At 54.6% G+C, this 13,010-nt stretch carries 11 protein-coding genes; 8 read left to right on the plus strand and 3 right to left on the minus strand.

All coding sequences use genetic code 11. The features are described 5' to 3' along the window. Window positions 1-15 precede the first annotated feature (15 nt). From JBO43_RS15815 to queF, 3 genes are all read right to left on the minus strand, one after another. Window positions 16-1,305 carry an HAAAP family serine/threonine permease gene (locus tag JBO43_RS15815; protein WP_095283186.1) on the minus strand — a complete coding sequence of 430 codons (1,290 nt, stop codon included), beginning with the start codon at window positions 1,303-1,305 and terminating at the stop codon, window positions 16-18. Between the two features lie 509 nt (window positions 1,306-1,814). Beyond that, window positions 1,815-3,179, minus strand: coding sequence for a nucleotide 5'-monophosphate nucleosidase PpnN (gene ppnN, locus JBO43_RS15820; RefSeq protein ID WP_095283185.1), 1,365 nt, complete (start codon window positions 3,177-3,179; stop codon window positions 1,815-1,817). Between the two features lie 109 nt (window positions 3,180-3,288). Next, window positions 3,289-4,131 carry an NADPH-dependent 7-cyano-7-deazaguanine reductase QueF gene (gene queF / locus JBO43_RS15825; protein ID WP_202674691.1) on the minus strand — a complete coding sequence of 281 codons (843 nt, stop codon included), beginning with the start codon at window positions 4,129-4,131 and terminating at the stop codon, window positions 3,289-3,291. 68 nt (window positions 4,132-4,199) lie between these two features. On the opposite strand from queF, the gene syd reads away from it, so the two are divergent. From syd to JBO43_RS15865, 8 genes are all read left to right on the plus strand, one after another. Next, window positions 4,200-4,745 carry a SecY-interacting protein gene (gene syd, locus JBO43_RS15830; protein ID WP_202674692.1) on the plus strand — a complete coding sequence of 182 codons (546 nt, stop codon included), beginning with the start codon at window positions 4,200-4,202 and terminating at the stop codon, window positions 4,743-4,745. Between the two features lie 630 nt (window positions 4,746-5,375). Continuing rightward, on the plus strand, window positions 5,376-5,705 hold the full coding sequence (locus JBO43_RS15835; RefSeq protein WP_095283180.1) for a YqcC family protein: 330 nt from the start codon (window positions 5,376-5,378) through the stop codon (window positions 5,703-5,705). After that, the gene (truC, locus tag JBO43_RS15840; protein WP_095283178.1) at window positions 5,702-6,481 is read left to right on the plus strand and encodes a tRNA pseudouridine(65) synthase TruC; all 780 of its coding nucleotides are present in this window, start codon (window positions 5,702-5,704) and stop codon (window positions 6,479-6,481) included. Before JBO43_RS15835 ends, truC begins: the two co-directional genes overlap by 4 nt. 21 nt (window positions 6,482-6,502) lie before the next feature. Continuing rightward, the gene (locus JBO43_RS15845; protein ID WP_095283176.1) at window positions 6,503-6,952 is read left to right on the plus strand and encodes a flavodoxin; all 450 of its coding nucleotides are present in this window, start codon (window positions 6,503-6,505) and stop codon (window positions 6,950-6,952) included. Window positions 6,953-7,335: 383 nt separating this feature from the next. After that, entirely contained in the window at window positions 7,336-8,691 is a 1,356-nt protein-coding gene (gudP, locus tag JBO43_RS15850; protein WP_095283174.1) for a galactarate/glucarate/glycerate transporter GudP, read from the plus strand. After that, window positions 8,691-10,031: an enolase C-terminal domain-like protein gene (locus JBO43_RS15855; RefSeq protein ID WP_202674698.1), complete on the plus strand. Its 1,341-nt coding sequence runs from the start codon at window positions 8,691-8,693 to the stop codon at window positions 10,029-10,031. The genes gudP and JBO43_RS15855 overlap by 1 nt, the downstream gene beginning before the upstream one ends. Before the next feature lie 16 nt (window positions 10,032-10,047). Further along, the gene (gudD, locus tag JBO43_RS15860; RefSeq protein WP_095283173.1) at window positions 10,048-11,385 is read left to right on the plus strand and encodes a glucarate dehydratase; all 1,338 of its coding nucleotides are present in this window, start codon (window positions 10,048-10,050) and stop codon (window positions 11,383-11,385) included. 88 nt (window positions 11,386-11,473) lie between these two features. After that, window positions 11,474-12,613 (plus strand): glycerate kinase, encoded by a 1,140-nt coding sequence (locus JBO43_RS15865; RefSeq protein WP_202674693.1) that lies wholly within the window; start codon window positions 11,474-11,476, stop codon window positions 12,611-12,613. Window positions 12,614-13,010: the final 397 nt, after the last annotated feature.

The following is a 13,010-nucleotide window of genomic DNA, read 5'->3' on the forward strand; positions in this document are numbered from 1 at the left end:
ACGGCGCAGGAGGTATTAGCTGAACAGAGAGAAGAAAATCGCGGAGATGGCAATCAGACCCATAATCACAACGAATACGTTGCTGATATGGCCGCTGTATTTACGCATTGCCGGGACTTTCTGAATCGCGTACATCGGCATCAGGAACAGAATCATCGCGATGATTGGGCCGCCCAGAGTTTCGATCATGCCGAGGATGCTCGGGTTCATGGTCGCAACTGCCCAGGTGGTCACCAGCATGAACAGCGCGGTGATTTTATTCAGTTTGTTGATTTCAATGCTTTTGCCTTTACCGCGCAGAGATTTAATCACCATACCGTTGAAGCCTTCACGTGCGCCCAGATAGTGGCCGAGGAAGGATTTGGTGATAGCGATAATCGCGATAATAGGTGCCATCCAGGCAATCACTGGTGCGTTAAAGTGGTTAGCCAGGTAAGACAGAATCGAGATGTTCTGTGCTTTTGCCGCTGCCAGATCCGCCGGGGAGAGGCTCAGCACGCAGCTGAACACGAAGAACATCACGGTGATAACCATCATGATGTGAGCGCGTGCCAGGATGCTGGAACATTTTTTCTCTGCGCCCTGACCGTATTCTTCACGTTTTGCTACCGCGAAAGAGGAGATGATCGGGGAGTGGTTGAAGGAGAACACCATTACCGGAATTGCCAGCCACAGGGTCATCCACAGGCCGTTACCAGTTGCTGATGCGCTGCTAAAGGACAGAGTTTCCAGCGCTGCACTGTTCCACTGTGGGATCAGGTAGCATGCCAGCACCATCAGGGCGATAACAAACGGGAACACCAGAACGCTCATCGCTTTCACGATCATCTGCTCGCCGAAGCGCACGATGGTCATCATACCGACGATCAGGATCAGAGACAGAATGGCGCGTGGTGGTGGCGTCATGTGCAGCTGGTGCGTCATGAAGCTTTCAACGGTGTTGGTAATGGCCACGCTATAAACCAGCAGAATCGGGTAAATCGCGAAGAAGTAGAGCAGGGTAATCAGTTTGCCTGCGCCAATACCAAAGTGTTCTTCAACAACTTCAGTGATGTCTTCGCCAGGGTTTTTACCTGACAGTACAAAGCGGGTCAGGCCACGGTGTGCAAAGTAAGTCATCGGGAAGGCAATAATTGCCATGATGATCAGCGGAATCAGACCGCCAACGCCTGCGTTAATTGGCAGGAAAAGGACACCCGCGCCGATTGCTGTACCGTACAGGCCCAGCATCCACATGGTATCCGTTTTGCGCCATCCACTTCGGGATTCTGTCGAAGCAATGGTGCTGGTTTGAGTGGTTTCCATCTATTTCTCCTGGAGGAAGCAATTTGTCAGGCTTTTTAGTCAATTCCGATGAAAAAGGGCCTGACGGTAATATGAAATTCGTTCAATGACGGTTTTTTTATAATTTTTGCCCGTAACTATTGGCGGGCGGAAAGATACATTTAAGTAATGAATGTATCAGTGATCCTGATCCCAAATGCAATAATCCACTTTTGAAGTGGGCATATTTAGACCAAAAAACTGTTAATAAAACGTCAAAGCGGATTTACGGGCGCGAAGGCTACCATTAACGACATGCGGCGTGAAAGATCGGATAGCGAGATACGTGGCTTGCGCTGTAAAGAGGGCGTTTTTTAGTTTTTTCTTGCAGATAATTTCGATTAGGACTGATAAATAGCGGTTATAAAAAGTAGGTAATCGTTTGCGTTGCAGTTGAAAATGTAAATGAGATAAGAAATGCCTATGTTTTATCAGCAGAAATGAAAAAGCCGGGGGTTGCCCGGCTTAAATGATATGGGAAGGGATCGCGGTCAGGAGCAAATCTCGTAGCATGGGATATAGGCTGAACCTGGGAGCTTCATACGGTGCTGGGCAACAAAGCCCTGCAGCAGATCGTCCATACGGCGCATCATCTCGCTGTCGCCGTGAATTTTGTAAGGGCCGTGCTCTTCGATAGCGCGAATACCCACCTCTTTGACGTTACCGGCCACGATGCCTGAGAACGCACGGCGCAGATCCGCCGCTAACACCTCGACTGGCTGGTCGGGATACAGTTTCAGGTTCGCCATGTTTTCGTGCGATGGCTCAAACGGCTTTTGCAGATCGGGCGTGATACGAATCGACCAGTTAAAGCTGTAGGCGTCACCGGTATCACGACGGTTCTCTTTGACCAGTGGCATCGCCTTTTTCATCTGACGCGCCACTTCAGCGGCATCGTCAATGATAATGCGATAGTGGCTGCGCGCCGCCTCGCCCAGCGTGTGCACGATAAACTCGTCCAGCACGCGGAAGTAATCGGCGCTCTCTTTTGGTCCGGTGAGGATAAGCGGTAAGACCTGATTTTTGTTCGCCGGATTCATCAGAATACCCAGCAGATAAAGCAACTCTTCAGCCGTACCAACGCCGCCAGGGAAGATAATTATCCCGTGCGCGATTCGCACGAATGCTTCCAGACGTTTTTCGATATCCGGCATGATGATCAATTCATTCACCAGCGGGTTCGGTGGCTCCGCTGCGATGATTGACGGTTCGGTCATGCCAATGAATCGCCCTTCTTTATAGCGCTGCTGCGCGTGGCCTACGGCGGCACCTTTCATCGGCGCTTCCATCGCACCCGGACCGCAGCCGGTACAAATGTTCAGCTCGCGCAGACCGAGTTGGGTCCCCACACGGCGAGCGTAGAGGTATTCGGTTTCGTTGATGGAGTGACCGCCCCAGCAGACGACCATATTTGGCGCTTCGCCGACGTGCAGCGCGCGGGCATTACGCAGAATGGAGAAGACCAGGTTGGTCATGTGTACCGAGCTTTCCAGATTAAGGTGCTGGAAACGCCCGGCATTGTGAATTTGTCCGTTAACAAACAGGATGTCGCGCAACACGGCGAACAGGTTGGCTTGCAATGAGCGAATAATTCGCCCGTCAACAAAGGCATCTTCCGGCGGATTAATCACTTCAAGCTTCACGCCACGTTCGCGGCGCAGTACGTTGATATCAAAGCTTTCAAAGCGAGACAGCAGCTCTTTACTGTTATCTGTCAGGCTTCCGGAGTTCAGAACGGCAAGTGAACAGTTACGAAACAGCTGATAAAGGTCACTGCTGGCCGTGCGTTTAAGCATGTCCACTTCCAGCTGCGACAACATATCCATTGAGCCAAGCGGGCTAATATGTGTAATCAAGTGAGCTCCTTATGGGATGAAGTTCTTCTTTCCCTGTTGATTACAATAGCCCCGGCTTATGACGTTTCACAACCTTAGCAGTGGAATACGCTACGCAAATTGCAAAAATTTACTGACGAACAAGCCGTCCGGTCGCCGGAACAAAGTCCGTATTGGTGCGCCACGGGTTGATATCTAGCCCGCCGCGACGGGTATAACGCGCGTACACGCTCAGTTTTTCAGGCTGGCAGAAGCGCTGGATGTCATTGAAAATACGCTCCACGCACTGCTCGTGAAATTCGTTGTGATGGCGGAACGACACCAGATAGCGCAGCAGTTTTTCCCGGTCGATCTTCGGGCCGCGATATTGAATCTGTACTGAGCCCCAGTCGGGCTGATGGGTGATCAGGCAATTGGATTTCAGCAGGTGGCTGACCAGCGTCTCTTCAACGACTTTTTCGCCAGCGGCATTGTGCAGGTAATCGGTGCTGAATTCGTAGCTCTCAATGGAGATGTCCTGATCGTCGATGCAGGTGCCGTGGAAGTGGGCAACTGGCTGGCCTTCCAGCTCATTCAGACGATAAAGGGCTACGGTCACTTTCCCCTGTGCACATGCGCTCAGATCGCGTTCTAACGTGCGCTGGACATCTTCCCAGGAGTCAAACTGCGTCTGGTTGAAACTATTGAGATAGAGCTTAAAACTTTTGGATTCGACCAGATTAAGACTGGCGTAATCCAGCTCAACGTGACCCACGGCAACCTGAGGTAGACCACGAGCGTTGAGCCATGAGAGTTCGTAAAGCGTCCAGATATCGCCGCCGACAAAGGGAAGAGTATCGGCCTTCAGTCCGAGCGGATCGCGGTTCAGACTGCGTGGAACGCCTTGTAACAGGCTGGCATCATAGGTGTCGCGGTAGGCGGTAGTTTTGCCCAGCGTTAAGCCTGATAACGCCTGATGGTTTTCGTAAGACATGTTTCGTGGTCACTTTGCAGGTAAACTATAGGCCAAGTTTATCCTGTCTTACGTGAAGAGAGAAATCGGTGGATATTGAAACTGCAAATGCCCTGACAGCGTTCACCACGCGCTATTGCGATGCCTGGCATCAGAAGAATGAAACGTGGCCGCAGAGTGAGGAGTTATACGGCGTGCCGTCGCCGTGCATTATCACGAGCCTGGACGATAAGGTTATCTGGCAGCCGCAGCCCTTCACGCTAGAACAGAATGTAAATGCGGTTGAACGCGCGATGGACATTGTGGTACAACCAGTCGTTCATGCGTTCTATACCACACAGTTTGCCGGGGATATGCGCGCCCGTTTTGGCAGTGAAACGCTGACGCTGTTACAAACCTGGAGCGAAGACGATTTCCAGCGAGTTCAGGAGAACTTGATTGGTCATCTGGTGACGCAAAAACGCCTGAAGCTTTCACCGACGTTATTTATCGCCACGCTGGACAGCGAACTGGATGTGATCGCTGTCTGTAATCTGAATGGTGAAGTGATTAAAGAGACGCTCGGTACCCGCAAGCGCGAAATTCTCGCCCCCTCACTTGCGGAATTCCTCACTCAGCTTGAACCCGTTTTGTAATCCGTTGTGCTACAGCTTTTGTGAGAGATCTCTTACACGCTTTGTGAGAGATCACCGCAATAAATCGATAATACTTCAGCGACAAACCCATTAAAAATTAATAATTTCATATTGTTAGATTAACATCTCTTCACTGTTACTCAACGCGTGATGAATGTAAGTCTGTGTAGGTGGGTTGTAAGACGAAGCGTAATAGGGGATTCTATATCCCGTCGACAGGATGACGACACGAGAGATGAACATCAGGATGATGACATTTCTCACACAGGATACGTCAGGATGGCGCTGCAGGAAGGCTTCAGGATTGAAGCAAAAGGATAACGCAGGATGCGTAAGGGACACCTCCAGGACGGAGAATGAGAACCGGACATGATGCCCGGTGGGTCAGGAAGGCCAGGACGTTTCAGGATGGAACATTCGCATCAGGACGATGTGAGCAGGATGCGCGGTTACGGATGACCAGGCCTCACGGCCACTGGAAAAGTTGTCACGGACGAGCAGGGAGCACAAATTGTAGCTGGAATGCTGCGAAACGAACCGGGAGCACTGTTTATACAGTGCTCCCTTTTTTTATTTCTACGTTCCGCAATGCTATGCTGCGCGCCGTTCAGTTTTTCAGTTGAGGTTTTTATGACGCATAACGACAGCGTTCGTGCGCAGTTGCACGCCATCGAGGCTCTGTTGCGCCACCATCAGCTGTGGCAGGCAACGGCGCCGCAGCCAGAGGCATTCGAAAGCACCCAGCCTTTCTGCCTGGACACCCTTGAGCCGTTTGAATGGCTGCAATGGGTGCTCATTCCACGCCTGCATGCGCTGCTGGACGGAGGTTATCCGCTTCCGCATGATTTTGCCGTCGCCCCATATTACGAAATGGCGCTGGATGCGCAGCATCCGGTGCGCGATGTCGTACTGATTGAACTGCAACGTCTGGATACGCTGTTTGCTGGCGGCCAGGCATGACCATTGAGATCCTCTACCAGGACGAGTGGCTGGTCGCGGTCAATAAACCTTCTGGCTGGCTGGTGCACCGTAGCTGGCTGGATCGCGATGAGAAAGTCGTGGTGATGCAGACCGTGCGCGACCAGATTGGTCAGCACGTGTTTACCGTTCATCGTCTGGACCGACCGACCTCGGGCGTCCTGCTGATGGGCCTTTCCAGTGAAGCCGGGCGGCTTTTATCTCAGCAGTTCGAACAGCATCAAATTCAAAAACGCTATCACGCTATTGTGCGCGGCTGGCTGATGGACGACGCGACGCTCGATTATCCGCTGGTCGAAGAGCTGGATAAAATCGCCGATAAATTTGCCCGTGAAAACAAAGATCCTCAACCTGCGGTGACCGATTATCGCGGTCTGGCGACGGTCGAAATGCCCGTTGCCACCGGTAAATTCCCAACCACGCGCTACGGACTGGTAGAACTGGAACCGAAAACCGGTCGCAAGCACCAGCTGCGCCGCCATCTCTCCCATTTGCGTCATCCGATTATTGGTGACAGCAAGCACGGTGATTTGCGCCAGAACCGCAGCGCCGCCGAACACTTTGGCTGCAACCGCCTGATGCTGCACGCCAGCCAGCTCAGTCTGACGCACCCGTTCACCGGCGAGCCGCTGGTGATCCGCGCGGGGCTGGATGACGTCTGGATGCAGGCGCTGTCACAGTTTGGCTGGATGGGACAACTCCCCGAAAATGAAAGGGTTGAGTTTGTGGCGAGCAACGTTCAGGATGAACAGCAATAGCGATAATGAAGGGAGTGAAGCATGGCTGAAGTAGGCATTTTTGTCGGCACAATGTACGGTAACTCGCTGCTGGTGGCCGAAGAGGCCGAGGCGATTCTGATCGGTCAGGGGCATAAAGCGACGGTCTATGAAGATCCCGATCTCTCCGATTGGGAAAAATACCAAGACAAGTACGTGCTGGTGGTGACATCCACAACCGGACAAGGCGATCTGCCGGACAGCATCGTGCCGCTCTTTCAGGCAATCAAAGATAAATTAGGCCATCAGCCTGATACCCGCTACGGCATCATTGCTCTCGGTGACAGCAGCTACGCTAATTTCTGCGGCGGCGGTAAACAGTTCGATGCCCTGCTGCAGGAGCAAAGCGCGCAGCGCGTGGGTGAGATGCTGTTGATCGATGCTGGCGAGCACCCTGAGCCAGAAAGCGAGTCTAATCCGTGGGTTGAGCAGTGGGGCGCGTTGCTCAAGTAGCCTTTTGCCGGGTGGCGGCTACGCCTTACCCGGCCTACAAAACCCTCTGGCACGTAGGCCGGGTAAGGCGCAGCCGCCACCCGGCAACCAACTTCACACTCTTCCCCATTTTCGTGAACCATCTTCCACTCCCCTGGGCTTTTGCCACAAACAACCTCAGACCGGCCTTCCAATGTTGTGTTGATGCACGGTGAGAGAGCGGCCTCCCCTTACATATACTTTCCCCGTCAGTTACAAAAATGCAGTCAGACACAATAAAACGGCACTGATATTTCAGGAAAGCCGTACCAAAACTGCAAAACACTAACCTCTCATTCTGATTACCCTACAGGTTATGTCGTACAGAATGAACCTGGCGCAAGCCAAGATTCAGGAGTGCAACAATGAGTACATTAAGCCAAGCGGCGAGCAGCGCTGAGAAGCGCACTAATGCTCGCTACTGGATAGTGGTGATGCTGTTTATCGTCACGTCCTTTAACTATGGCGACCGCGCCACGCTGTCGATTGCCGGTTCTGAAATGGCAAAAGACATCGGTCTCGATCCGGTCGGTATGGGATATGTTTTCTCCGCATTTTCATGGGCCTATGTAATTGGCCAAATTCCTGGCGGCTGGCTGCTCGACAGATTCGGCTCCAAGCGCGTCTACTTCTGGTCGATCTTTATCTGGTCGATGTTTACCCTGCTTCAGGGCTTCGTTGATATCTTCAACGGCTTCGGCATCATCGTTGCACTCTTCACCTTACGATTCCTCGTTGGTTTAGCGGAAGCGCCTTCCTTCCCGGGCAACAGCCGTATCGTCGCGGCCTGGTTCCCGGCGCAGGAGAGGGGTACAGCGGTGGCGATTTTTAACTCCGCCCAGTATTTCGCCACGGTCATTTTCGCCCCGATCATGGGCTGGTTGACCCACGAAGTGGGCTGGTCACATGTCTTCTTCTTTATGGGAGGACTGGGGATCATCATCAGCTTTGTCTGGCTCAAAGTGATCCACGAGCCGAACCAGCATCCCGGTGTGAACCAGAAAGAGCTGGATTACATCGCCGAGGGTGGCGGACTGATCAACATGGATCAGAAAAGCGCCAAAGCCAAAGTTCCGTTTAGCCAAAAATGGCTGCAAATCAAACAGCTGGTTGGCTCGCGGATGATGATTGGTATCTACCTCGGCCAATACTGCATCAACGCCTTAACTTACTTCTTTATCACCTGGTTCCCGGTCTATCTGGTGCAGGCGCGCGGGATGTCAATTCTGAAAGCGGGATTTGTCGCCTCGGTTCCGGCGGTGTGCGGCTTTATCGGCGGCGTGCTCGGCGGGGTAATTTCCGACTGGCTGATGCGTCGTACCGGTTCGCTGAATATTGCGCGTAAAACGCCAATTGTGCTGGGCATGCTGCTCTCCATGACGATGGTGTTCTGTAACTACGTCAACGCCGAGTGGATGATTATCGGCTTTATGGCGATGGCCTTCTTCGGCAAGGGGATTGGTGCGCTGGGCTGGGCAGTCATGGCTGACACCGCGCCGAAAGAGATCAGCGGTCTCAGCGGCGGGCTGTTCAATATGTTCGGTAACATTTCCGGCATCGTCACCCCGATTGCCATCGGCTATATCGTCGGCACCACCGGCTCCTTCAACGGTGCGCTGATTTACGTCGGCGTCCACGCGCTGGTGGCGGTCCTGAGTTATCTGGTGCTGGTGGGCGATATCAAACGCGTTGAACTGAAACCGGTCGCGGGGCGAGCATGATGAATACTCAATCAAGTCCGATAATTACTGATATGCAGGTCATTCCGGTGGCTGGCTTCGACAGTATGCTGCTGAACATTGGCGGCGCGCACAACGCGTACTTTACCCGCAATATCGTGGTGCTCACGGACAGCGCAGGGAATACCGGTGTCGGTGAAGCGCCAGGCGGAGAAGTGATTCTTCAGACCTTGCTCGACGCGATTCCAGTGGTGGTCGGTCAGCAAATCGCTCGCCTGAACAAAGTGGTGCAGCAGGTTCACAAAGGCAATCAGGCTGCCGATTTTGACACCTTTGGTAAAGGGGCCTGGACGTTCGAACTGCGGGTCAATGCGGTGGCTGCGCTCGAAGCGGCGCTGCTCGATCTTCTCGGCAAAGCGCTGAACGTCCCGGTGTGCGAACTTTTAGGCCCAGGTAAACAGCGCGATGCAGTCACCGTACTTGGGTATCTGTTCTACGTCGGCGATCGGCAGAAAACCGATCTGCCGTATCTGGCTGAAACGCCCGGTAAGCATGACTGGTATCGCCTGCGCCATCAGGAAGCGCTCACCAGCGAGGCGGTGGTGCGTCTGGCTGAAGCCGCGCAGGACCGCTACGGCTTTAAAGATTTCAAACTCAAAGGCGGCGTGCTGCCGGGTGAGCAAGAGATCGATAGCGCCCGCGCCCTGAAAAAACGTTTCCCGGACGCGCGGATCACCGTCGATCCGAACGGCGCCTGGCTGCTGGATGAAGCGATATCACTGTGCAAAGGGCTGAACGACGTGCTCACGTATGCGGAAGATCCGTGCGGAGCTGAGCAGGGATTCTCCGGTCGCGAGGTGATGGCCGAGTTCCGCCGCGCGACGGGGCTGCCGGTAGCGACCAATATGATCGCCACAAACTGGCGAGAAATGGGCCATGCGGTCATGCTCAATTCGGTGGATATTCCGCTGGCCGATCCGCACTTCTGGACGCTCTCCGGCGCGGTGCGTGTCGCGCAGCTGTGTGACGACTGGGGCCTGACCTGGGGCTGTCACTCGAACAACCATTTCGATATTTCACTGGCGATGTTTACCCACGTCGGGGCCGCGGCTCCGGGTAAGCCAACGGCTATCGATACGCACTGGATCTGGCAGGAGGGCGACGCGCGCCTGACCAAAAATCCGCTGGAGATTAAAGACGGCAAGATTGCCGTACCGGATGCGCCGGGGCTGGGCGTCGAGCTGGACTGGGATCAGATCCACAAGGCGCACGAGCTGTACAAGAAGCTGCCGGGCGGTGCGCGCAATGACGCGGGCCCGATGCAGTATCTCGTTCCCGGTTGGACATTTGACCGCAAACGCCCGGCGTTCGGTCGCCACTAATCAAAAGGATTGCACGATGAACACGTTTTCTACCCCTGTTGTGACGTCCATGCAGATTGTTCCCGTTGCGGGCCACGACAGCATGCTGATGAACCTGAGCGGTGCCCATGCTCCGTTCTTTACCCGCAACATTGTGATTATCAAAGACAACTCCGGCCACACGGGCGTGGGGGAAATTCCTGGCGGCGAGAAGATCCGCAAAACCCTGGAAGACGCAATCCCGCTGGTGGTGGGTAAAACCCTTGGCGAATACAAAAATGTCTTAAACGCCGTTCGCGGTGCCTTTGCCGACCGCGATGCGGGCGGGCGCGGGCTGCAAACTTTCGATCTGCGCACCACCATTCACGTGGTGACCGGGATCGAAGCCGCGATGTTAGATCTGCTGGGCCAGCACTTAGGCGTCAACGTCGCTTCGCTGCTCGGTGAAGGTCAGCAGCGCAGCGAAGTCGAAATGCTCGGCTATCTGTTCTTCGTGGGCGATCGCAAACTGACACCGCTGGAATACCAGAGTCAGCCGGACGAAAAATGTGACTGGTATCGCCTGCGCCATGACGAAGCCATGACCCCGGATGCAGTGGTGCGTCTGGCCGAAGCGGCTTACGAAAAATACGGCTTTAACGATTTCAAACTGAAGGGCGGCGTGCTGGCGGGCGAAGAAGAGGCTGAGTCGATTGTCGCGCTGGCGAAACGCTTCCCGCAGGCGCGCGTCACCCTCGATCCGAACGGGGCGTGGTCGCTCAATGAAGCGATCGGCATTGGCAAACAGCTGAAAGGCGTGCTGGCGTACGCGGAAGATCCGTGTGGCGCAGAGCAGGGCTTCTCCGGGCGCGAAGTGATGGCCGAGTTCCGCCGCGCCACCGGTTTGCCGACCGCGACCAACATGATCGCCACCGACTGGCGCCAGATGGGTCACACATTGTCGCTGCAATCCGTTGATATCCCACTGGCAGACCCGCACTTCTGGACGATGCAAGGCTCCGTGCGCGTGGCGCAAATGTGTCATGAGTTCGGCCTGACCTGGGGTTCTCACTCTAACAACCACTTCGATATCTCACTGGCGATGTTCACCCACGTCGCGGCGGCCGCTCCGGGCAAGATTACCGCCATCGATACGCACTGGATTTGGCAGGAAGGTAATCAGCGCCTGACCAAGCAACCGTTCGAGATCAAAGGTGGCATGGTTCAAGTGCCGACCACCCCTGGACTGGGCGTCGAGCTGGATATGGATCAACTGATGAAAGCGCACGAGCTGTATCAAAAGCACGGCCTCGGCGCGCGCGATGACGCGATGGCGATGCAATATCTCATCCCGGACTGGACGTTTAACAACAAGCGTCCCTGCATGGTGCGCTGAGTGTGAATGCCGGTTCCTGCGGGAGTCGGCATTTTTGTATTCCGCGTGGGTGTATGCTCAATCCCGTCAACAGGCGTAAGGATGGCTTATGAAAATTGTTATTGCACCGGACTCGTACAAGGAGAGTTTGAGTGCTCTTGAGGTGGCGACGGCGATCGAGCAGGGATTTCGCGAGATTTTCCCCGACGCAGACTACGTCAAACTGCCCGTTGCCGATGGCGGCGAAGGAACGGTAGAGGCGATGGTCGCCGCCACGCAGGGCGGCATTATCAAAGTGCAGGTCACAGGGCCATTGGGCGAAAACGCCGAAGGGTTCTACGGATTATCCGGCGACGAGCAGAGCGCATTTATCGAAATGGCGGCGGCAAGCGGCCTGGAGATGGTCGCACCGTCCTTACGCAATCCGTTAAAAACCACCTCCTGGGGCACCGGTGAACTGATTCGTCACGCCCTGGATGCGGGGGTGAAACATATCATCATTGGCATTGGCGGCAGCGCAACCAATGACGGCGGGGCCGGGATGGTGCAGGCGCTGGGCGCGAAACTGCTAGATGGCAATGGCAATCCGATTGGGCTCGGCGGCGGTGAACTGGAAAAGCTGGCGCGCATTGATATCAGCGAACTGGATACGCGACTGGCCGACTGCCGGATTGAAGTGGCCTGCGACGTCACGAATCCGCTGACTGGCGCAGAGGGCGCGTCGGCAGTATTTGGCCCGCAGAAAGGGGCGACGCCGGAGATGATCGACAGACTGGACGCTGCCCTGGCGCATTACGCGAAAATCATTGCTCGTGACCTGGATATCGAGGTTCTCAATCTTGAGGGCGGTGGTGCAGCCGGAGGAATGGGCGCGGCGCTGTATGCGTTTTGCGGCGCCGAGCTGCGTCAGGGGATCGAGATTGTCACCGACGCGCTGCATCTGGATAAACAGGTTGCCGATGCGGATCTTGTGATTACCGGCGAAGGGCGCATCGACAGCCAGACCATCCACGGCAAAGTCCCCGTTGGCGTGGCGAAGGTAGCTAAACGCTACAACAAGCCGGTGATCGGAATTGCGGGCAGCCTGACGGCGGATGTCGGCGTGGTGCATCAGCACGGGATCGACGCGGTGTTCAGCGTGATTTATACGGTGTGTACGCTGGAAGAAGCGCTGGAAAATGCCGAAGAAAATGTGCGGATGGCGGCGCGGAATATTGCGGCGGTGCTGAAGGTGGGAATGACCATGTAGTTTGCCCTCACCCTAACCCTCTCCCGTAGGAGAGGGAACTGTACGGTGGTACGGCTTCCACTTTCTCTTTTGATAGTCATGGGCTCCTTGTTTTTCTCCCTCTCCCGTAGGAGAGGGAACTGTACGGTACGGCTTCCACTCTCTCTTTTGATAATCATGGGCTCCTTGTTTTTCTCCCTCTCCCTGTGGGAGAGGGAACTGTACGGTACAGTTTCCACTCTCTCTTTTGATAATCATGGGCTCCTTGTTTTTCTCCCTCTCCCTGTGGGATGTGCGGTCCGGGGACATCATGAACACTTGTTCGGGGACATGGTAGACACTTACAACTAAGGCATACGAACCCGTTTTTGGAGTCGCTTATGCCCTGGGATGCGAGAGATACCATGTCATTACGTAC

Source organism: Lelliottia jeotgali, from assembly GCF_016771845.1.
Lineage (GTDB): Bacteria > Pseudomonadota > Gammaproteobacteria > Enterobacterales > Enterobacteriaceae > Enterobacter > Enterobacter jeotgali.

What these genes read in the sequence shown, in the direction of transcription:
- JBO43_RS15815 (WP_095283186.1), bottom strand. Translation starts at nt 1,305, where the DNA reads ATGGAAACCACTCAAACCAGCACCATTGCTTCGACAGAATCCCGAAGT.
- queF (WP_202674691.1), bottom strand. Translation starts at nt 4,131, where the DNA reads ATGTCTTACGAAAACCATCAGGCGTTATCAGGCTTAACGCTGGGCAAA.
- JBO43_RS15835 (WP_095283180.1), top strand. Translation starts at nt 5,376, where the DNA reads ATGACGCATAACGACAGCGTTCGTGCGCAGTTGCACGCCATCGAGGCT.
- truC (WP_095283178.1), top strand. Translation starts at nt 5,702, where the DNA reads ATGACCATTGAGATCCTCTACCAGGACGAGTGGCTGGTCGCGGTCAAT.
- JBO43_RS15845 (WP_095283176.1), top strand. Translation starts at nt 6,503, where the DNA reads ATGGCTGAAGTAGGCATTTTTGTCGGCACAATGTACGGTAACTCGCTG.
- gudP (WP_095283174.1), top strand. Translation starts at nt 7,336, where the DNA reads ATGAGTACATTAAGCCAAGCGGCGAGCAGCGCTGAGAAGCGCACTAAT.
- JBO43_RS15855 (WP_202674698.1), top strand. Translation starts at nt 8,691, where the DNA reads ATGAATACTCAATCAAGTCCGATAATTACTGATATGCAGGTCATTCCG.
- gudD (WP_095283173.1), top strand. Translation starts at nt 10,048, where the DNA reads ATGAACACGTTTTCTACCCCTGTTGTGACGTCCATGCAGATTGTTCCC.
- JBO43_RS15865 (WP_202674693.1), top strand. Translation starts at nt 11,474, where the DNA reads ATGAAAATTGTTATTGCACCGGACTCGTACAAGGAGAGTTTGAGTGCT.